Below are 20692 nucleotides of genomic sequence, written 5' to 3'. Positions count from 1 at the left end.
CTCAGGTGCCGGTCGGCGCCGACCAGGGCATCGTCCAGGTTTCCGTCAGCGTGCGCCCATTGGCGCGCAGGAAAAGACGCAGGTCGGCCGTTTCGCCCGGCTTGAGCCTTACATCGAAGAGCACGCGCAAGCCGTCAATGTGCTGGTTCGCGGTCACGATGGTGCGCAGCACCTTGCCCTTCGACGCGCCCCCGACAGCTTCGACCTGGCTCGGATCGGCGACGTAATAGCCGAGATCGCCGCCGGCGAAATCCACGAGGAAGCGGCGCGCGCCCGGATCTTCCGGCTCCGAGGAGCCGAGCGCGCGCGCTGGCGCCTCGAATGTATGCACGACCCGGCCATTGGGCGCGAGGCGCGGCATGTCGAGGCCGGAGGTGATGCGATAGGCGAAGGAGAAGGGATTGCCGGGCTCCGGCGGGGTCGCGGGCGTCCAGCTCGCGACGATATTGTCGTTCGTTTCGTCGGATGTCGGCAGCTCGATCAGCTCGACATGGCCCTCGCCCCAATCGCCTGCGGGCTCGACGTAATAGCTGGGGCGGTTCTGATAGGCGAGGTCGAGGTCCTGATAGGATTCGAAAGTGCGGTCGCGCTGCAGCAATCCGTAGCCGCGCACATTTTTGTCCAGGAAGGAGGACATGCGCTCGCGGGCTGGATTGCCGAGCGGCCGCCATAGCCATTCATCCGCGCCGTTGTGGATGAGCAGCCCGTCCGAATCGTGCAATTCGCTGCGGAAGCCGTCGCGCACGCGGCGGTCGTTCTCGCCGGTCAGATACATGGAGGTGAGCGGCGCGAGGCCGAACTTCACGCCCGCGCGGCGCGGGAAGACCGTCGCCTGCACGTCGACCGCGCTTTCCTGGCCGATGGTCAGGTCGAAACGATAGGCGCCGGTCGCCGCTTCGCCGTCGAGAAGCGCGTAGATCGTCGCCCGATTGCCGCCCGCCGCAGGCGTCTCCACCCAGAATTCGCGGAAGAAGGGGAAGGTCTCCCTGCTCGTGCCGGCCTCGACGCAAAGGCCGCGCGCGGAGAGTCCATATTGCTGATCGCGGCCCAGGAAGCGGAAATAGCTCGCGCCGACGAAGGAGATCGCCTCGTCATAAACATGCGGGTCGTTGACCGGGAAGTTGAGGCGAAAACCAGCGAAACCGGTGTTGATCGGCAAAGGCTTGTCGACCTTCAGCCTCCCATAGTCGAACATGGCGGTCGAATAGGGAATAGGCGCGGCGATGCCGTCGCGGATCGTGTTCACCGTCACCGGGCGGCGATAGAGAAAGCCCAGATGGAAGGCCTGGATCTGGAAGGCGCCGGGCAGGTTGCCGAAAATGGCGTGGTCGGGCTTGAATTTGATGTTGCGCCACGCGTCGAAGTCGAGCGAATCGAACGGGTCGGGCAGGCGCGGAACAACATCCTCGAACGGGGCCGCCAGCAAGGCGCGCGCGCGCGCGACGACGTCGTCGAAGCCGAATCTGGGCGACGTGATCGGGCTGTCGCCCCGCGCCGGGAATGCGATCTGGGCGCCTGTCGCGGCCAGGGCGCCAATCATCCGGCGCCGGGAGAGCTTCTTCATGCGAGATACCGGAAAAGCGCCTTCTTTTCGCCTATTACGAGCTGGCGCGAAGGGGACTGCTTAGCGGGATCGTCACAGTTCCGCAAGGATGAGCGTTGCTGCGACGCAGCCAAGGACTGTGTCCGATTTGCTGCCGGGCGAAATAATCGATCCGGAGCCCTAAAAAATACTTGTCACCCGTCAAAATCGGCGTATCTACGGATTTGCCCAAATCGCACGTGCCTGTGGTCGTGTGTCGGTGGACGGGGATCCGGACAAGAGGCCGGTCAACCGCCCGAGTAAAACCGGCAGCCGGAGGCGAACCGGCGAACTCCGCCCTCAACGGAGGATCGCGACTTAAAGCAACGACGGACCGGGCTTTTTTGGTCTCTGTCGGCTCCTCCAAAGGCCGACGCACCGAAGAGGCTTGTCTTTCTTGCCGGGCGTGCGGACGGGGTTCCCCCCTTCCAATCGATGGCTGTTCGGAACGTAATCGACATGCGCTTGCGCGTGTCTTTTGTCGTCTGACCGGCCAACGGCGCATCACCGGATCGTCCAGCGCGCAAGCGTGAAGCGATCCTGGATTGCTGGCGCATTCAACCTTCGTCGCGTCTTCCACCGCGCGAGAGGGAACGGCGTCGTGCATCCGCCGAAGCAAAATCTGGTTCCTGGCGCGGCTCGACCCGCGCCCTTCGAAGGGGATGCCGCAATGACCGACCGTATCCAAGACTTCCTCGCCGAGCGCCGCCGCGCGGGCCGCGACAACGGTCCCTGCCTCGTGGTCGATCTCGACGTCGTTCGCGAGAACTATCTCGGCTTCTCAAAGTCGCTTCCCGACACGCGCGTCTTCTATGCCGTGAAGGCCAATCCGGCGCCGGAAGTCCTCTCGCTGCTCGCCTCGCTCGGCTCCTGCTTCGACACGGCCTCCGTGCCGGAGATCGAGCAGACGCTCGCCGCCGGCGCCACGCCCGATCGCATCTCCTTCGGCAATACGATCAAGAAGGAGCGCGACATCGCGCGCGCTTACGAATATGGCATCCGCCTCTTCGCGGTGGACTGCGTCGAAGAGGTCGAGAAGATCGCGCGCGCCGCGCCGGGCTCCAAGGTGTTCTGCCGCATTCTCTGCGACGGCTCGGGCGCCGAATGGCCGCTCTCCCGCAAATTCGGCTGCGCGCCGGAGATGGCGACGACCGTTCTGGAGCATGCGCATCGTCTCGGCCTGCAGGCTTACGGCGTGTCCTTCCATGTCGGCTCGCAGCAGACCGACCCGCGCAAATGGGACGGCGCGCTGAAGTCGGCGTCGGACATCTTCCGCGAGCTCGCGGAGCGCGGCGTCCATCTTCAGATGGTCAATCTCGGCGGCGGCTTCCCGACGAAATATCTGAAGAACGTGCCGGCGGTGAAGCGCTATGGCGAGGCGATCTTCCGCGCGCTGTCGAAGCATTTCGGCAACCGCATTCCGGAGACGATCATCGAGCCGGGCCGCGGCATGGTCGGCAATGCCGGGACGATCGAGGCGGAGGTCGTGCTGATCTCGAAGAAGTCGCAAGCCGAGGGCGAACTGCGCTGGGTCTATCTCGACATCGGCAAGTTCAACGGCCTCGCCGAGACGATCGACGAGATGATCCGCTATCCGATCCGCACGGAGGCGGACGGCGCGCCGGTCTCGCCTTGCGTCATCGCCGGTCCGAGCTGCGACTCGGTGGACGTTCTCTATGAGAAGAAGCCTTACGATCTGCCGATCTCGCTCGAGATCGGAACGAAGGTTCTGATCGAAGGGACGGGCGCCTATACGACGACCTATTCGGCCGTCGGCTTCAACGGCTTCCCGCCGCTCGAGACGTTCATCATCTGAGTGTCGCCTCGTCCCGAGGAGGCCCGAAGGGGCCTTCTCGAAGGATAAGCGAACCGAAAAGGCGCCGGGCGCTCTCGCCGCATTGGCGAGGCGGGCTCTGCTCGCTCATTTGAAGGAGCTGAGCTTCGCCGGCTTCTTCATCGCGACATGGTTCCTGATGGACGTCGCGCAATAGCTCGACTGGCTGATCGGCAAGCTCCGTTAGCCGGCGAAAATCGTCTCTCCCGGAAGCGGGAGGGCAATAACCCCTGTAACAGTCCCGTACGGCGGGCGCGCTTATCGCAAGCGCGTCAGGCGCGAGGGTCGCTTGTCCTCTCGAGGAGGAACAGATGACCTTTGAACTTCATGCCCCCTCTTATGCGCCCGTCGCTCCCGCGCTGCTGACGCGTCCTTCCTTTGCCGTTCTCGACGAGACGCCGGCCGACGTCGCGGCGCGCGAAGCTTTGCTCGACGCATCCTTCGGCCCGGCGCGATTCCTGAAGACTTGCGAACGCCTGCGCGAAGGCGCCGCGCCCGCGACGGGACTGGCGCTGGTCGCAAAGGACGAGGCGGGCGATCTCATCGCGACGATCCGTCTTTGGCCGATTTTCGCCGGCGGGCGCCGTCCCGCTCTGCTTCTCGGCCCGCTCGCTGTGGCGGAACATGCGCGGGCGCTCGGCCTGGGGGCCGGGATGATGCGCGCGGCGCTCGCTCGCGCGCAGGCGCTCGGCCATCGCGCCGTGCTGCTCGTCGGCGACGAGCCCTATTATCGCCGCTTCGGCTTCGAGCGGCGGTTCACGGAAAAGCTCGTCATGCCGGGGCCGGTGGAGCGCGCGCGTTTCCTTGGTCTGGAGCTGGCTTCGGGCGCGCTGGAAGGCGCCAGCGGCCGGGTGAGCGCCGCGCCGCGCGACGTCTCCCTTACATTGCCGCGCGCCGCCTGACCCGGCTCTCTCCGGGTCTCTTGCGCGCGAGACCGCGCGCGCCACGTAAAGCTCATGTCCAAGCCTCGACAGAGCCCGGGCGCGCGCGGCAAGCTTTATTTGGCTGAGAAAATCTGCCTCGCCTGCGGGCGGCCTTTCGTCTGACGCAAGACGTGGCCCGCCTGCCGGGAAGAGGCGAAAACCTGTTCGGAACGCTGAGGGGCGAACCGCGCCGCGAGCGCCGCGTTCAGAAGAAGGAGAGCGCGTAGCTCGACAGCGGAAAGGCCAGTGCGACTGCGAGCGCGACGCCGGCGATCACATCCGTCGGGTAATGATGCGCCGTGGCGATGCGCGACCACGCCATGGACAGGACGATGATCACCGCCGAAACCGTCATGGTGGGCCAGGCGAGCACGATGGGCGCAAGAACGCCGGTGATCGTCATGGCGTGGCCGCTCGGAAAGCTGTGCTCGTCGAGCGTCTTGAGAAGCGACGGCAGGCGCGCGTCGACATGATAGGGGCGCTTGCGGCGAAAGCGGCGCTTGATGATCGGATAGAGCGTATGCAGCAGCGCGGCGTTGAGGCCGGCGAGCAGAACGACATGCCAGCCGTTCCAGCCCAGACCCCAGAAGACGAGCGGCAGCAGGATGAGATAGATCCAGCCATTGCCGAGCTTGCTCACGCCAATGGCGAGATAGCGGATCGCGGCCGGCTGCGCCCAGCGGGAGAAGAAATGCACCGCGGCGAGATCAGCCGCGAAAAAGCGTTGAAGCCACAGAGCCGTGAGGCCGTTATGCGGTTGGGATGACGCGTCGCGCGTCAGCTTTGCCGCGAGGTCCGTCGTAAACGCCATAACCGATTGTTAGACGCGTTCGGCTGCGTTTTCGCGACGTTGCGACTGCGTTTGCGTGACGGTTGAATAGAGCTTGCGTGACGGATGTATGATGTTTCGATGACGAGGCCCCGCCGCCCGTCATCCGCGCGCCGCTTCCCCGATCCGGCCCGGCGCTGAATCGCGGAAGCGGTTTTCTTGTTTTCCTGGCCGGTCGAGCGGTATTGGCGCGCGCGCTACACGCGCCGCGCCAGCGAGCGCAGAAAGCCCGCCATATCGTCGCTCAGATCCTGTTCGAGCGCCGGCGCCATCGTCAGCAGCATATTCGCGACGAAGGCCTGATCGTTGCGCGCTTCGGCCAGGCATCCCTGCAGCGCGGGCACGCTGTCCTCGATATGCGCCAGAAAGGCCACGCCCTTCTCCAGCGTTTCGCCCCATTTGGCGCGCGTCCAGACGGCGAGCGGATAGATGATCTCCTGCGCGAAATTGGATTGGCGCGCCTTTTCGAAGAAGCGCAGCCCCGCATTCCAGTTTTCGCGCGCGCGCATGGGCGGCGGCGGGATGTCGCCGGCGAGCATCTTAAAGGCGGCCGCGCCGACGTGATCTTCCAGGCTGATCGGCGCGTCGTTGGCCGAGCGGAACGGCCAGAAGGCGACCGAACCCGGGAAGTCCGCCCCGAGGCTTTCGGTCAGCGCCTTCTCGACCTTCTCGACCGCCGCCTTGTCGCCCTTGAGCGCCGCGGTCATGCAAAAGGCGAAGACGGCGTCGTTGCCATATTTGGCAGCGACGCCGCCCTTCATCTGCTGTGCGGTCAATTGCGGCGTCACGCCGTCGGCCGGGGCTTGGACGTCGCCTGCCCGCAGCGCCGTGATGAAGGTCGTAATTTCGAGCCAGCCCGGATAGCTGGCGATGAAAGCGTCGGGATCGACGAAGACGATGGCTTCGTTGATGAGTTTCTTGCGACGCTGCAATTCGGCCATATCGGTCATGGATCGATTCTCCCTACTCGTCCGCGAGCATGACGCCGGTGACGCAGACGTCGCCGTCGTCGATGACGAGCTTGATGGGGGTCAGATGCGCGCCCTGGCAGGGGCCGATGAAACACTCGCCCGTGTCGATGTCGAATTGCGCATGATGGCGCCCGCATTCGAGGAAATTGCCTTCCTCGTCCATGAACGCGCCCGGGTCCTTGTCGAGCCGCAGCCCCTCATGGGGGCAGCTGTTCTCGAAACCATAGAAATTATTGCCCTTGCGCGTGACGATGATTGGCCAGGGCGTCGCTTCGCCGCTTTCCTCGGCCTTCATCAGCACGAAGCCGTGGGCCTGGGCGTCGTCGATCTCGACTGTCCGACAAATCACAAAAAGCTCGTCCATGCGCTTGCCTCTTTCCGAACAATGTCGGGCGCCTCGCGGTGAATGCGGGCGGGTCGAGGATCGGGTAGCAAGCGATGCGCCAGAGGCGGACGGGCGGGGCGACAGCGACCGCGCCGGGCTTGACCATATGGTAAAATCACTATAACCGGAACGCCGTTCGGCGAGCTGAGCCGAAAGCGCTCGAACAGGCGATGCAGGAAGAGCCCTCAACCCCTCCGCAATGCGCCGAAGACCGTCTTCTCAAGGCGCAGCTTGTCCAGAAGATCGAGGCGCTCATGAAGGAGCGCGGTCTCAAGCAGGTGGAGGCCGCCGCCCTTTTCGGCGTGAAGCAGCCCGACGTCTCGAAGCTGCTGCATGGCGACTTCCGGCAGTTTTCGGTGGAGCGGCTCCTGCGCTTCCTCGTCGCTTTGGGGCAGGACGTCGAGATTGTCGTGAAGCCGCGCGCGCCCGAAGCGGGCGCGGCCACGACGCTCAGGATCGCATAACGCTAAATGGCTTTATCCAAGGGGATGCAGGCATATGAACGTTGCCGCGCGCATTGAGAATTTCGCCCCCGTCGGGCCTGAGGCGCTGGAGGCCAGCATTCAGAGCGCCAAACGCGCGCTGCTGGCGGATGGGAAGGCGGACGGCCACTGGTGCTTCGAACTCGAAGCCGACACCACGATTCCGGCCGAATATGTGCTGATGCGCCATTTCCGCGCCGAGCCCGTAGCCGAGGAGCTGGAGCGCAAGATCGCGGTTTATCTGCGCCGCATGCAGGGCGGCCATGGCGGCTGGCCGCTCTTCCAGGACGGCGCCTTCAACATTTCGGCGAGCGTGAAGGCCTACTTCGCGCTCAAGATGATCGGCGACGACGTCGATGCGCCGCATATGGTCCGCGCCCGCGAGGCGATCCTCGCCCATGGCGGCGCCGCGACCTCCAATGTCTTCACGCGCGCGCTGCTGGCGCTTTACGGCGAAATCCCGTGGCGTGGCGTCCCGGTCATGCCGGTCGAAATCATGCTGCTGCCGAGATGGTTTCCCTTCCATCTCGACAAGATCTCCTATTGGGGCCGCACGGTGCTCGTGCCGCTGCTGGTGCTGATGACGAAGAGGCCGCAGGCCAGGAATCCCAAGGGCGTGCGCATCCAGGAGCTCTTCACGACGCCGCCGGAGGAGGTGAAGGTCTGGCCGAAGGGCGAGCATCAGACCTGGCCCTGGGCGCATCTCTTCGGCGAGATCGACAAGCTGCTGCGCCTCGTCGAGCCGCATATGCCCAAGCGCTCGCGCGAATATAGCGTTCAGCTCGCCGAGCGCTGGACGACCGAGCGCCTCAACGGCGTCGATGGCCTTGGCGCGATCTTCCCGGCCATGGTCAACAGCCTGCTGATGTATGACGCGCTGGGAATCGCCGAAACCGACCAGCGCGTGAAGGACGCCCGCGAATCGATCGAGCGGCTGCTCGTCGTGGGCGAGACCGAGGCTTATTGCCAGCCCTGCGTCTCGCCTGTGTGGGACACCTCGCTCGTCGCCCACGCGCTTCTCGAAACCGGCGGCGAAGACGCCCGCGAGCGCGCCCGCGCGGCCTGCGACTGGCTGGCGCCTCTGCAGGTGCTCGACGTGAAGGGCGACTGGGCGGCGCAGCGTCCCGATCTGCGCCCGGGCGGTTGGGCCTTCCAATACGCCAACGCCTATTATCCGGACGTGGACGACACGGCCGTCGTCGCGACCGCGATGGACCGCCTGACCAGCGCCGAGGAGAAGAAGCCCTATGCCGAGCGCATCGCGCGGGCGAAGGAGTGGATCGTCGGCATGCAGTCGAAGAATGGCGGCTGGGGCGCCTTCGACGCGGACAACGCCTATCATTATCTCAACCACATCCCCTTCGCCGATCACGGCGCGCTGCTCGACCCGCCGACAGTGGACGTCTCGGCGCGTTGCGTTTCGATGCTGGCGCAGCTTGGCGATAAGGTGGAGACGAGCGACTGCCTCAAGCGTGGCGTCGACTACATCATTCGGGAGCAGGAGAAGGACGGCTCCTGGTTCGGCCGCTGGGGCGCGAATTATGTTTACGGCGCGTGGTCGGCGCTCTGCGCGCTCAACGCCGCCGGCCTGCCGCATAGCCACGAGTCTTATCGCCGCGCGGTGAGCTGGCTCGTCGCGATCCAGAACCCGGATGGCGGCTGGGGAGAGGATCTCTCCAGCTACAAGATGGATTACAAGGGCTACGAGCCGGCGCCGTCCACTTCGTCGCAGACGGCCTGGGCCATCCTCGGCCTGATGGCGGCGGGCGAAGTCGATCATCCGGCCGTCGCGCGCGGCGTCGCCTATCTGCAGGCGACGCAGGCCGAACACGGCCTTTGGGACGAGCCGCGCTTCACGGCGACGGGGTTCCCGCGCGTCTTCTATCTGCGCTATCACGGCTATCGCCGCTTCTTCCCGCTCTGGGCGCTGGCGCGCTACCGCAACCTTCTGCAGACGAACAGCAAGGCCGTGACGGTGGGGCTATAGAGCAGAGATCCCTCGCCACGCCAAACAAGCGCCCGCTTCCCTGTTCATCGTTGACTTCGCCCTCCGAAACATCGGAGTTAGCGCAGGTCACGAACAGGGAGGCGCTATGACGCTTGTTCAGAGCCGCCGCCGGGAGGCGGCGCGGATTGCGGCTGCGCCCGGGCCTGTCCTCGTCGTCACGGGCATGCGGCGCGAGGCCGCCTGCGTCATGGGCGAGGGCGTCGCGCCCCTCTGCAGCGGGGCGAATGTCGCGCAGCTTCGCGAGCAGCTCGAGCGTCTGAAGGAGAGGCGTTTTTCCGCCGTCGTCAGTTTCGGCCTCGCCGGCGCGCTCGATTACGCGCTGCGGCCGGGCGACATCGTCATCGCCGATACGGTGGTCGCGGGCGAGGCGCGCCATGCGACTCATGGCCGCTTCTCGGACGCGCTGGCCGAAGGGGCCGCCGCCAGGGGCTGCAAGGTCGTTCCCGGCGCGATTGTCGGGGTGGACAAACCCGCCATGGACCCCGCGGCCAAGACATTCCTGCGCGAATCGGCCCAGGCCCACGCCGTCGATATGGAATCCCATCTCGCCGCCGGCTTCGCCCGCGAGCTTGGCCTGCCTTTCGCCGTGCTGCGCGCGATCAGCGATCCAGCCGCCCGCGCTCTGCCGCCGCTCGCGGCGAAGGCGCTGACGCCAAAGGGCGACATAGACGGAAGAATTGTGGCGCGCGAACTCATTCGCGCGCCCCATCAGATCGGCGGTTTGATCCTGGCGGGGCTCGATTCCCGCGCGGCCTTCGTCTCCTTAAGCCGCTGTGGACCGCTGCTCGGCCCGCTGTTTCGCCTCGTGCTCGCGGATCTCTGAGAGCCGGGCGATGTTCTCGTCATAGACATATTCGGCCGGGCGCTGGTTCTCGAGCGAGATGTCCGGCGCCATCGGGCCTTCGGTGCGCACGCCGAAGAGCGCGACGAAAGCCGCCTTCCAGGGATGCTTCACCGTGTCGGCGACCGCCGTCGGCTCGAAGCCGCAATGGACCATGCAGTCGGCGCATTTCTCGTAATTGCCGACGCCATAGGCGTCCCAATTGGTCTCTTCCATCAACTGCTTGAAGGTCGGCACATAGCCTTCGCCCAGAAGATAGCAGGGGCGCTGCCAGCCGAAGACGGTGCGCAGCGGATTGCCCCAGGGCGTGCAGGCATAGGTCTCGTTGCCAGCCAGGAAATTCATGAACAGGCCGGACTGCTGGAAGGCCCAGGCCCGCCCGCCGCGGCCGCGGCGCAGGATGTCGCGGAAGAGTTCCTTCGTCTTCTGACGGTTGAGGAAGTGCGTCTGGTCCGGCGCGCGCTCATAGGCGTAGCCAGGCGAGACCGTCATGCCGTCAATGCCCAGCGCCGTGGCGTCGTCCAGGAACTTCGCGACGCGGGCCGGATCGGCGTCGGCGAAGAAGGTGCTGTTCGTCGTGACGCGGAAGCCCTTGGACTTGGCGAGCTTGATCGCCTCCACCGCGCGCTCGTAGACGCCGTCCTGGCTCACCGCCTTGTCGTGCATCTCCTTGTCGCCGTCGAGATGGATCGACCAGGTGAAATAAGGCGACGGCTTGTACTGGTCGATCTTCTTGGCGAGCAGCAGGGCGTTGGTGCAGACGATCGCGAATTTGCCGCGCTTCGCGATGCCCTCGACGATCTGAGGCAGATCCTTGTGGAGCAGGGGCTCGCCGCCGGCGATCACGACGACCGGCGCGCCGCATTCGTCGACCGATGCGAGGCATTCCTCGACGGAAAGGCGCTTGTTCAGAATGTGGTCGGGATAGTCGATCTTGCCGCAGCCGGCGCAGGCGAGGTTACAGCGGAAGAGCGGCTCGAGCATCAAAACGAGAGGGTAGCGCTTGCGGCCCATGAGATGCTGTTTGACGAGATAGGTTCCGATCTTCGCGACGTAACGAAAAGGTATGGACACGGCGTGTTCCTGCTATGGTGCGCGACCTTCAAGGGGCCGCGAGACAGAGGCGCCGGCGCGCGTCCAGCCGCGAGCGTCGCGCCGAAAGGGCCGTCTAGCATGAAACGGCGGGGGAGGAAAAGCCGGGCGGGGAAGGGCTTCCGCGCGGCGGTCGCGCCTACGTCGACGGGCGCGTGAGCAGGCGCTTGGAAAGGCGCTTGCGAAAAGGCGGAAATAGGTCTCATTTCCGACGCATCAAGCGTGAAGCTACCGCGCGGGGCCAGAGCTAGAAGGAGCGATTTTTCGATGAACGTCGCGACGCCGCCCGCGCGCCCCTCGGAGCCTCCGGCCGCCCGCCGCGTCGCCTCGGCGCGCGCGTTTCTCGCGCCCTTCAAGCGCTTTTGGGCGGGCGAGATCGATCTCGGCCGCATCGGCATGGCCGTGACGCTGCCCGTCCTGGCCTGGGTCTTCTATACGACCTCCTCCGGCATGATCGACATCATGCAGAAGGAGCAGGGCGACCTTGTCGGCATCGCCGGCACTCTGGTCGCCACGACCGCCGTGCTGGTCATGCTCGCGTCGACCTCCTGGTCGCTCGGCGCGGACCTCGCCGCCCTCATCGCCCGCCGCCGCATGGCCCGCGAGCGCATGGTCATGAAGACGCTCGTGACGGCGGCCGTCTTCGCCTTCGTCTTCTCGATTTCGGCCTTCTTTTCTTTTACCTACTATTACAACAACATCTTCAAGCTCTCCTCGCGCAAGATCGTCGCCGAGCTTCAGCCCATGGAGCTTGCGGCGGAGGTTGTCCTGCCGGCGACGAAGCAGATCGCCGCCGCTTATGAGACGGCCTCCGCGAAGATCGGATCAAACCCCGCCTTCAAGACTTATCTCGAATCGCTCGACGGCGTCATCGACGCCGCCCGGACCGCCGGACCGGCGCTGCGCGACGCCATCCGTAAGAACCAGGAAGCCCAGCAGGCCGCTCTCGCCAAGGCGGCGCAACAGGCGGCCGTCGAGCTCGAAAGCGCGCGCGCGGCCGGTCGGCAATATGACGAGGCGCAGGCCGAGATCGCCGCGCTCGAGCGCAACGTCGCCGATTTCGACGCCACCATCAAAGGAAAGCAGGACGAGATCGCCGCGCTGACCGCGACCGCCCGTCAGGAGGAGCAACTCGCTGTGGACGCTGAGCACGGCCTCGACAATAAGGGCGCCGTCTGCGGCCCGAACTGCATCGGCCACCGCGAAAAAGCGAAGGAAGCCAGCCGCCGCGCCGCGATGATCCGTCAGACGCTCGCCGGCCCGACGAATGAACGCGCGGCGGCGCTCAAAAAGCGCGATGCGCTCGCCGCTCAGTCGATCGCGCTGAAACAGAAGGCCGAGCTGGCCGCGACGGCCGCGAAAAAGCCCTTGCCGAAATCGGAAGCCGCGCTTGATCTCGACGCGACGTTGCGCGACCTCACGGCGCTCCGCGACCAGCTTCGCGTCGAGCCGACCTGGACGAAAGTCCGCGAGGCGAAGCCGCTTTGCGAGCCGATCCTCTCGGCGGCGCGCCAGTCCAACGCGCTGCCAGCCTCGGTCGGGCGCGACTTCGCCTGCGAACCGCAGGGCGAGGCGCGCGACCTCCTCTCGGCGCGCGACGAGGTGATCGCGGCGCGCGTGGCCTTCGACAAGAAATGCGGCCTGGAGACGGGGTTGCGGGACGAGTTGAACGCGATCGTCCTGAAAATCCGCAACGCGCCCGCTTCCGACAGGAGCGCCGCGTCGAACGGATTCAACGAGGCCAAAGGTCTGGTCGACGCCTGCGTCGTCGCGGGCAAGGCCGTCGGCCTGACGGAAGACGACGTTCGCGAGCTCCTGAAGAAAAGCGACGCCTTTATGCGCGCGCACTCCACGGAGCGAAACAGATTCGAACTCGCGCGCGAAGCCTTCTGGAGCTTCACGCCGGATTCGACCATGGCGATCGCCGTCGCCATGGCTCAGGACGGCTTTCTGTTCATCATGAAGTTCCTGTCGGAAATCTTCAAACGCGGCTTCGAGGCGCGCGAGCGCCGGCAATTCATGACGCCGATCGATTTGACCGACGAGGAAGAGGAGCCCGTCGAGATCCGGGCGATGAAGGCGATGCTCCGCGTCGCCAAGCCCGTTCACGGCGATATGAGCGAAATCGATCCCCGGGACCCGACGCTGTCGTCGCTCGCACAGAATGTGCGGGACAATCTCGTCGCGATCCTCAATCGGCTCGTGCGCGACGAGATCGCCCATGTCGACCGCAAGGGCGCCTATGTCGTGGACAATGTCACGGTCTCGCAGGTCGAGTCGCGCCTCTTCGCGGCGATGAAGCCCCGGGCGCTGCGCGCCGCGCGCTATGCGCTGGAAGGCTCGGCGGCGGGCGGCGGTCCCCGGGCCTTTTACGGCGACGTCGTTCTGGCGAACGCAAGACGGCGTCGCCCCACCGCGCTCGAGCGCTATCTTGCGCCCGAGAATGCGACGACGGCGCGAGGCGCGGGTCAGGCCGAATAGTCCGGGAGCCCCTTACGCGACCTTTCTTTCGGCGCGCGCGATGAAGCCGATCAATTCCTCCTCCGGCAGCGGCGGCGAGATGAGATAGCCTTGCCCCTTGTGGCAGCCGAGCGCGCGCAGCTTGTCGAACTGCGCCTGCGTCTCGATGCCTTCGGCGACGCATTGCATGTTCAGCCCGTCGCACATGCCGATGATCGCGCCGACAATGCTCGCCGCGCGCCGCTCTGTGACGATGCGGTCGACGAAGCTCTTGTCGATCTTGACCTTGTCCAAGGCGAGATCGCAGAGCTGCCCGAAAGAGGAATAGCCCGCGCCGAAATCATCGAGCGAAATGTGAATGCCGGCTGTCGCAAGCCCGCTGATCGTGCGCGTCGCAATCGCGAGATCGGCCAGCACGGCGGTCTCCGTCAGCTCGATTTCGAGCCGCGAGGGCGGCAGGCCGCAATCCTCGATGATCGACAGGATCGCCAGCGCGGTTCCGGGCTGATCCGTCTGCGCAGCGGAGAGATTGAAGGACAGCGTCAGATGGCTCGGCCAGTCCCGCGCCGCCCTGGCGGCGCGCCGTAGTAGCAAAGCCGATAAGGGCGCGATGAGGCCGCTTTTCTCCGCCATGGGAATGAAAACGTCCGGCGGGACGGAGCCGAGCTCGGGATGACGCCAGCGCGCCAGCGCTTCAAAACCAGAGAGCGCGCCGGTTCGCAGATCGACGATCGGCTGGAAGGCCATCTGAAACGCGTCGCTTTCGATCGCCGCGCGCAAGTCATGCGAGACGATGGTGTGGCGGAGCGCCACGCGCTCCAATTCGTCCGAGAAAAGGACGATTCCGCCGCGCGCCTTCGCCTTGGCTTCGTAGAGCGCCATGTCGGCGCGCTCCAGGAGGCGCCCGGCCTCCTCTCCTTCGTAGCGCAGCGCGACGCCGCAGGAGCAGGACATATGGGCTGTCGCGCGTTCATGGACGAATGGCGCGGAAAGGGCGTCCACGAGCCGCCGCGTCACGGCGACCACGTCCTCCTGCGACCGGAACCCTTCGATCAGGAGCGCGAATTCGTCGCCGCCCATGCGCGCGAGAAGACCGGCGCTCTCGACGCGCGCGCTCAGACGCTTCGCCGCCTCGGCGAGGAAAAGATCGCCGACGATGTGGCCGTGAAGATCGTTGACGGGTTTGAAGCCGTCGAGATCGATCATGGCGACGGCGAAACGCCGGTCGGACGCCGACAATTCGCGCAGGCGCTCGTCGAAGGCGCGGCGGTTCGGAAGAGACGTCAGCGCGTCGGTCGTCGCCATTTGCACGGCTTCCCGCCGCAGAAACGCATTCTCGACATTGGAGTGAACCAGCGCGGAGAAGCCGTCGAAATTTTTCGCGAGCAAATCCCAGATCGCGCCGGCGAGCGCGCACAGAGCCGGGATGGCGACCGCCAGAAGCGGGTCGCCGGAATGGAAGAAAACCGCCGCGGTCGCCGCTGTCGCGATCAGCAGGATGCCGCCGGACGCGGACGGCAGGACGGCGACGTTGAACGCGGCCCCGACGGCCGCGCTCCAGATGAGCATCATGGCGACGGCTTGCAGCGTTGGGCTGGGCGCGCGCGCCACCACGACCGCGACGCCGCAAAGGGCGACGCACACCAATATTCCGACGCGGGTCGTCCGCTCGATCTGTCCAAGCTTTTGCGCCGTCGTCATGTGAGCGCCGAGCTTGCGAAGCTTGATCCAGTGGCGCGCGCGGAAAGCCGCGCCGCAGATCAGCGCGCCCCCCCAGATGAAGAAGAAAGCCGGCGAAGCGAGATTTTTGAGGATGATGATGAGAAAGCAGACGAAGGCGCTGACCGTGAAGTAAAGCGCCGGAACGTGGCGGGCGATCGCCTCGAATTGCGCGTCGATGATGGCGTCGTGACGCGCTTTCCTGACCTTTTCTTTCATGTGCGAAGACCCGCGCCCGACCTGGACGCGTAGCCTATGGCGAAAAGTTGAATCAAATGTTTTGAATTGGCTGGCGCGAAGTTAGCGTCACGCGCCCGAGCCCGTGAGGGCGCTCAGGCCGCCGCCTTTGCGCGTCCCCAGGACGGCACGTAGCGCAGGCAAAGACCCGGCAGCGGATGCGCGAGGCCGGAGACGACGCTGATGTCGCGCCAGCGCGGAAACGCCTGCGGCAACATCTGCAAGGTCAGGCCCGCCGCCGCGAGAAAGGACGCTTCGCTCGCAAAGTCATGCGCGCCGAAATCGCGGGACGCATCTTCGCCCGTCTCCGCGCCGTCCAGCAGTAATTCGAGCATTGGCAGCGCCCAATCCGAGCGTTCGACGACGCGGCGCACGCCTTCCGGATCCGGGCGCGGCACGCGCCAGAGCAGCGGCGCGTCGTTGAGGCGCTGCGCTTCGCCTTCTTCGACGAGATCCGGCAACGCCTGCAATTCATGCGCGGCGACCGAAAGGACGGCGGCGGGATTTTGCTGGAAGGCGTCTCGCGCGCCGATCCAGATCGCCGCCTGCTGATGCAGCCGTCCGAAGCCGCGCTCGCCGTCTTCCGGCCGGAAGCGCGCGCGAAGCAGAACCATGGACTCACCGATGGCGCGCACGACGAGGCATCCGGCCGTGCGCGCGTCGATGTCGATCGCGTCGGGTTCAAAGCGGCGCAGGCCCATCAGGCGCAAAGGCGACAGATGCGGGTCCCAGTCCCGGCTGAGGCCGCTCGACCGGCGCGTCACGGCGTAGCCGGCGGAGGCGGGAACGCGACGCTCCTCGCCCTCTCCGAGCTTGCCGTAATGCAGACGGTGAAAAGAGATGATGCTCGACTCTTCGCCAGCCGGCGCGCCCATCGCCATAAGCGGACCCTCACTAGAACAATACTCACTTAACTAAGAATAAGAGGGTTCCATTAAGCAAGAATTGACGCGTCGGAAATTTCTTCGACCCGGGCGTCGAGTTGCGCGTGGGAGAAGGTGAAGGCGCTGTCGAGCCCGAGCGCGGCGTAGAGGATGGGCTCGGCGGTCAGGAAGGGGCGCCAATATTCGCTACAGGCCCGGGCGCCTTCGAGCCCGGCGCGGCGGAAGCGCCGCTCGCCCGGCTGGTGCGGGTCCATATTGGGATTCTGGAAACGTTTCACAAAGCCGTAAGCCGAGCACACGGTGTAGCGGACCGCGACTCCCGAAGGCTCGAGCGCCCGCAGCCGGTTCAGCCATTGGGCGGCGCGCAGGGACTTGCGCAAGACATGCAAGGCCACCGCCGGATCGCAGGCATAGGTGAAGGCGCTCGGCCCCAGCCGCGTGAAGAGCCGCTCATATTGCGAGAACACGACCACCACGCGTTTGAGCTTCTTCTCGCGCGCGAGCGCCAGCCGGTCGATCAGCCGCGCCAGCGTCCCGGTCCAGGCCGAGTCGTCGAGCCGCACCAATGGCAGCACGATGACGAGCGCTTCCGAGGTCAGCATCTGCCGCGCCAGCTTCGACTTGACGTCATTGAGGATCGCGACCTCGGCGCCGTCCGGCGGCGCGGCGATCTCTCCGGCCGAGTCGATGATTTCGAGGAGCCAGGGACCGCGCGTGACGACTTCCGGCGGCGCTTCGCCATTCACCGAAAGCCGGAAGTAATATTCATATGTGTTGAGCGTGTCAGTCGCGACGCCGCCCTCGGAAAAATCGCGCTTCAATCGATCGTAATCGCCCTGTTCGACGTTCAACAGGTCGCGCCTCTGATCGGGCTCCGCCTTGAATTCGGCCTCGGCGATCGGCTGCAGCGCCGGCCGGAGGCGCGGCGAGTAGCCGAAGGAAGCCTGCGCCACGCAATCCGCGAGCGAGGCGAGCAGCGAGGACTTGCCGCCCTTCTTCGGCCCGATGAGACAGATCGCGACTTTCTCGGTCATGAGCGCGACCATACAGGGCGCGGGCCGCGCGGGAAAGGCGTTCAGCAGCGGCGCGGCGTGTATAGAAAAGCGTCACAGGCCGTGCTTCGCCCAGATGGCCCGTATTTCCTCGTCGGTCGCGAAGTCGCCGCGTTCGGCCTCGGCAAAGGACTCCTCGAACGAGGCCTCTTCCTCCGCGGTCAATTGAATGACGCAGGGGGCCTCGCCCGTCATGGCCATGATGACGCGCGCGAGATCGTCCTGCATCGCGGGAGGCAGGCTGCGCGCCGCCTGGAAGGCTTCATCAAGGAGTTTTGTCATGGCGGCATTCTAGCAATCCGTGCGCCCTCTTGAAAGGGATCGCGCCATTAGATCACGCTGCGATTGGCCGGTATCGTCCAATCGCAGACACCGTGATCGATTCTAAAGTTTAGAGCGCGCGTCTCGCGAAAAACCGGTCCCCACTTTTTCGCCGCGCGCTTTAGGGTGACGCGCGCCCGTCCGGCGTGCTAATCGCGCGCCATGCTCGAAGGCCTTCCCCCCAACGGCGCCAGCCATGTCCTGCGCCTCTCCACCGACGAAACGCGCGCCCGCGCCGTCGCCGACATCATCGTCGAGACGTTCGACCCCACGGAGACCGCCGCGGGCGCCTTCGAGGTCGATGACGGCCCGGTCTGGACGGTCGAAGTCTATTTCGCGGAGGCGCCCGACGAGGAGACGATCCGCGCGCTGATCGAGGCGGCGAGCGACGCCGAGACCGCCGCGCGCGCCGAATTCGCCGAGATCGCCAAGGAAGACTGGGTGCAGAAGTCGCTTGCCGGGCTCGAGCCCGTGCGCGCCGGCCGCGTCGTCGTCCATGGCTTCCACGACCGCGACCGCCTGAAGCCGAACGACATCGGCGTCGAGATCGAGGCGGCGCTCGCCTTCGGCACCGGCCATCACGGCACGACGCTGGGCTGCCTGAAGGCGCTGGACCGCATCTTGAAACGCCGCCGCCCGCGCCGCGTGCTGGATGTGGGCACGGGCACGGGCGTGCTCGCCATCGCCGCGGCGAAACTGCTGCGCCAGCCGGTCGCTTGCGGCGACATCGACCCCGTCGCAGTGGAGACCGCCCGCGCCAACGCCGTCCAGAACGGCGCCGGACCCTATGTGCGCCCGGTGGTCGCGGTCGGCCTGCGCCATGCGGCGATGACCGGGCGATATGACCTTATTCTCGCGAATATTCTGGCGAAGCCGCTGCGCCTCCTCGCGCCTTCGATAGCGGCGGCCGCTGCGCCGGGGGCGGAACTGGTGCTGTCGGGACTGCTGGCGAAAGACGTTGCAGGCGTGCTCTCCGCCTACGCCGCACAGGGCTTCGCACTCGCCGAACGCGGCGACATAGACGGCTGGGCGACGCTGGTGCTGCGAAGGGGCGGAGCTTAGCGCCATTGTCGCTGGCATGGATCGCGCATAACTTCCTCCCATGTTCGAAGCAAAATTCCAATCTTTCGCCGACGCCTCCTCGTCCCATGACAGCGCCGCGCGGGTCGCCGCGCTGCGCGACGCGCTCGCGCGCCAGAGCCTCGACGGCTTTCTCGTCCCGCGCGCCGACGCGCATCAGAACGAATATGTGCCGAAAAACGCCGAGCGCCTCGCCTGGCTCACGGGTTTTACCGGCTCGGCCGGCTTCGCCATCGTGCTGACGGACGAGGCCGCGATTTTCGTCGATGGGCGCTACGTCATTCAGGTGCGTCAGGAAATCGACGGGACGATCCTCAAGCCGGTCGACATTTCCAAAACCGCGCCTTCCGCCTGGCTCGCCGATCATGCGCGCGAAGGCGCCCGCATCGGCTACGATCCGTGGGTGCATACGAGCGGCCAGATCGAGCGCTTCGCCAAGGCGGTTGCGGAGAAGAAGATCGCGCTTGTTCCGCTCGACGCGAACCCCATCGACGCGCTCTGGCCGGATCGCCCGCCGGAGCCAATGGGCCATGTCGCGATCCATCCCGCGCGCTATGCGGGCGAGACGGCCGCCGCGAAGATCAAGAAGCTGCGCGAGGCGCTCAAAGGCGCCGACGCCGCTTTGATGTCGGACCCGCACGCCATCTGCTGGGCCTTCAATATTCGCGGCGCGGACGTCGCCCATACGCCGATCGCGCTCGCCTTCGCCTTGTTGCCGAAGGCGGGCGCGCCGACGCTCTATATCGACGACGCCAAGCTCGATCCCAGGATCCGCGCGAGCCTGGAGAAGTTTCTGACATTGCGCGCGCCGTCGGCGCTCATCGGCGACCTGGAGACGGCCGGCGCGCGCGGCGAGGCCGTGACGTTCGACGCGGCGACGGCTCCGGTCAAGCTCGTCGAGACGCTGCGCGCGGCGGGCGGCAAGCCGCGCGTGATCGAAGACCCGGCGGCGCTGCCCAAGGCGATCAAGAACAAGGCGGAGCTTGCGGGCGCGCGCGCGGCGCATATTCGCGACGGCGCCGCGCTCACGCGTTTTCTCGCCTGGTTCTCGCAAGCCGCGCCAAAGGGCGCGCTTACGGAAATCTCGGCGGCGGAGGCGCTCGAAACCTTCCGCCGGGAGAATGGCGATCTGCGCGATATCTCCTTCCCGACGATCTCCGCCTTCGGCGAACATGCGGCCATTCCGCATTATCGCGTGACGGATAAAAGCAATCTCAAGATCGGCAAGGGAGTCTATCTCGTCGACAGCGGCGCGCAATATCTCGACGGCACGACCGATGTGACGCGCACGGTCGTCGTTGGGCGCGCGTCGAGACAGTTGAAGGATCATTTCACGCGGGTGCTGAAGGGCCATATCGCCATTGCGCGCGCCGTGTTTCCCAAGGGCGTTTCCGGCGCGCAGCTCGACGCATTCGCGCGGCGCTATCTGTGGGAGGCGGGGCTCGATTTCGACCATGGCGTCGGGCACGGCGTCGGCTCCTATCTCTCCGTGCATGAAGGGCCGCAGCGCATCTCCAAGCTCGGCGCGACTCCCTTGCAGCCGGGCATGATTCTCTCCAACGAGCCCGGATATTACCGCGCCGGCGAATACGGAATTCGCCTCGAAAATCTCATCATCGTCGAAAAGCGCGCGGTCGCCGGCGCCGAGCGCGAAATGTACGGTTTCGAGACGATCACGCTCGCGCCCTTCGATCTCAATTGCGTCGAGCCGAAACTGATGGCGCCGGAGGAGATCGCCTGGCTCAACGCCTATCACGCTTATGTGCGCAAGACACTGTCGCCGCTCCTCGACGCGAAGACGCGCCAATGGCTGCGAGACGCGACTCGGGCGATTTGAGTTGGCGGGCGTGACGTAAGGCCGTATCCTCGCTCCCTGCGAGCGGGCGGGCGGCGCTGGCCGTTACTGCAAGCGAAGCAATTTTGCGTTCAACCCGACGCTCGGCCTCTGGCGGCCTGTCCCGCCGTCTTGCGGATAAGGCCAAGCATATGGAT

General features: G+C 65.8%; 17 protein-coding genes. 8 read left to right on the top strand and 9 right to left on the bottom strand.

Annotated elements, in window-relative coordinates:
• Nucleotide 1 precedes the first annotated feature (1 nt).
• On the bottom strand, nt 2-1564 hold the full coding sequence (locus tag MMG94_RS08625) for an OpgD/OpgG family glucan biosynthesis protein (protein ID WP_016919476.1): 1563 nt from the start codon (nt 1562-1564) through the stop codon (nt 2-4).
• A gap of 688 nt (nt 1565-2252) precedes the next feature.
• Between MMG94_RS08625 and MMG94_RS08620 the strand changes: the two genes are divergently transcribed.
• A complete protein-coding gene (locus tag MMG94_RS08620; RefSeq protein ID WP_026016170.1) occupies nt 2253-3398 on the top strand; it encodes a type III PLP-dependent enzyme in 1146 nt (381 codons plus the stop codon).
• Nucleotides 3399-3727: 329 nt separating this feature from the next.
• Nucleotides 3728-4318 (top strand): GNAT family N-acetyltransferase, encoded by a 591-nt coding sequence (locus MMG94_RS08615; RefSeq protein WP_016919473.1) that lies wholly within the window; start codon nt 3728-3730, stop codon nt 4316-4318.
• Nucleotides 4319-4544: 226 nt separating this feature from the next.
• Here the strand turns inward: MMG94_RS08615 and MMG94_RS08610 are convergent, their stop codons facing one another.
• From MMG94_RS08610 to MMG94_RS08600, 3 genes are all read right to left on the bottom strand, one after another.
• A complete protein-coding gene (locus MMG94_RS08610; RefSeq protein WP_016919471.1) occupies nt 4545-5150 on the bottom strand; it encodes a phosphatase PAP2 family protein in 606 nt (201 codons plus the stop codon).
• Between the two features lie 215 nt (nt 5151-5365).
• Nucleotides 5366-6118 (bottom strand): hypothetical protein, encoded by a 753-nt coding sequence (locus MMG94_RS08605; RefSeq protein WP_016919470.1) that lies wholly within the window; start codon nt 6116-6118, stop codon nt 5366-5368.
• A gap of 13 nt (nt 6119-6131) precedes the next feature.
• Nucleotides 6132-6503 carry a Rieske (2Fe-2S) protein gene (locus tag MMG94_RS08600; RefSeq protein ID WP_016919469.1) on the bottom strand — a complete coding sequence of 124 codons (372 nt, stop codon included), beginning with the start codon at nt 6501-6503 and terminating at the stop codon, nt 6132-6134.
• 191 nt (nt 6504-6694) lie between these two features.
• On the opposite strand from MMG94_RS08600, the gene MMG94_RS08595 reads away from it, so the two are divergent.
• The 3 genes from MMG94_RS08595 (at nt 6695) to MMG94_RS08585 (ending at nt 9837) form a co-directional block, all read left to right on the top strand.
• A complete protein-coding gene (locus MMG94_RS08595; protein ID WP_016919468.1) occupies nt 6695-6988 on the top strand; it encodes a helix-turn-helix domain-containing protein in 294 nt (97 codons plus the stop codon).
• A 34-nt stretch (nt 6989-7022) separates the two neighbouring features.
• Entirely contained in the window at nt 7023-8993 is a 1971-nt protein-coding gene (shc, locus tag MMG94_RS08590; protein ID WP_016919467.1) for a squalene--hopene cyclase, read from the top strand.
• Nucleotides 8994-9099: 106 nt separating this feature from the next.
• On the top strand, nt 9100-9837 hold the full coding sequence (locus tag MMG94_RS08585; protein WP_016919466.1) for a phosphorylase family protein: 738 nt from the start codon (nt 9100-9102) through the stop codon (nt 9835-9837).
• Here MMG94_RS08585 and hpnH read toward each other — a convergent pair.
• Nucleotides 9778-10929, bottom strand: coding sequence for an adenosyl-hopene transferase HpnH (gene hpnH / locus MMG94_RS08580; protein ID WP_016919465.1), 1152 nt, complete (start codon nt 10927-10929; stop codon nt 9778-9780). The genes MMG94_RS08585 and hpnH overlap by 60 nt on opposite strands.
• A 285-nt stretch (nt 10930-11214) precedes the next feature.
• On the opposite strand from hpnH, the gene MMG94_RS08575 reads away from it, so the two are divergent.
• The gene (locus MMG94_RS08575; RefSeq protein WP_020372432.1) at nt 11215-13428 is read left to right on the top strand and encodes a hypothetical protein; all 2214 of its coding nucleotides are present in this window, start codon (nt 11215-11217) and stop codon (nt 13426-13428) included.
• A 12-nt stretch (nt 13429-13440) separates the two neighbouring features.
• Here the strand turns inward: MMG94_RS08575 and MMG94_RS08570 are convergent, their stop codons facing one another.
• From MMG94_RS08570 to MMG94_RS08555, 4 genes are all read right to left on the bottom strand, one after another.
• On the bottom strand, nt 13441-15345 hold the full coding sequence (locus MMG94_RS08570; protein WP_016919464.1) for a putative bifunctional diguanylate cyclase/phosphodiesterase: 1905 nt from the start codon (nt 15343-15345) through the stop codon (nt 13441-13443).
• A gap of 113 nt (nt 15346-15458) precedes the next feature.
• The gene (locus tag MMG94_RS08565) at nt 15459-16244 is read right to left on the bottom strand and encodes a hypothetical protein (RefSeq protein ID WP_016919463.1); all 786 of its coding nucleotides are present in this window, start codon (nt 16242-16244) and stop codon (nt 15459-15461) included.
• A 53-nt stretch (nt 16245-16297) separates the two neighbouring features.
• Nucleotides 16298-17281 (bottom strand): hypothetical protein, encoded by a 984-nt coding sequence (locus MMG94_RS08560; RefSeq protein WP_040579123.1) that lies wholly within the window; start codon nt 17279-17281, stop codon nt 16298-16300.
• A gap of 72 nt (nt 17282-17353) precedes the next feature.
• Nucleotides 17354-17581 (bottom strand): hypothetical protein, encoded by a 228-nt coding sequence (locus MMG94_RS08555; RefSeq protein WP_016919461.1) that lies wholly within the window; start codon nt 17579-17581, stop codon nt 17354-17356.
• A 201-nt stretch (nt 17582-17782) separates the two neighbouring features.
• Between MMG94_RS08555 and MMG94_RS08550 the strand changes: the two genes are divergently transcribed.
• Complete coding sequence (locus MMG94_RS08550) at nt 17783-18682, top strand: 50S ribosomal protein L11 methyltransferase (protein WP_016919460.1); 900 nt, start codon at nt 17783-17785, stop codon at nt 18680-18682.
• 40 nt (nt 18683-18722) lie between these two features.
• Nucleotides 18723-20537 carry an aminopeptidase P family protein gene (locus tag MMG94_RS08545; protein WP_016919459.1) on the top strand — a complete coding sequence of 605 codons (1815 nt, stop codon included), beginning with the start codon at nt 18723-18725 and terminating at the stop codon, nt 20535-20537.
• Nucleotides 20538-20692 lie beyond the last annotated feature (155 nt).

The sequence above is a fragment of the Methylocystis parvus OBBP genome, from assembly GCF_027571405.1.
In the GTDB taxonomy this organism is placed as follows: Bacteria; Pseudomonadota; Alphaproteobacteria; order Rhizobiales; family Beijerinckiaceae; genus Methylocystis; species Methylocystis parva.
This window is presented reverse-complemented; position numbering and strand designations above follow the sequence as displayed.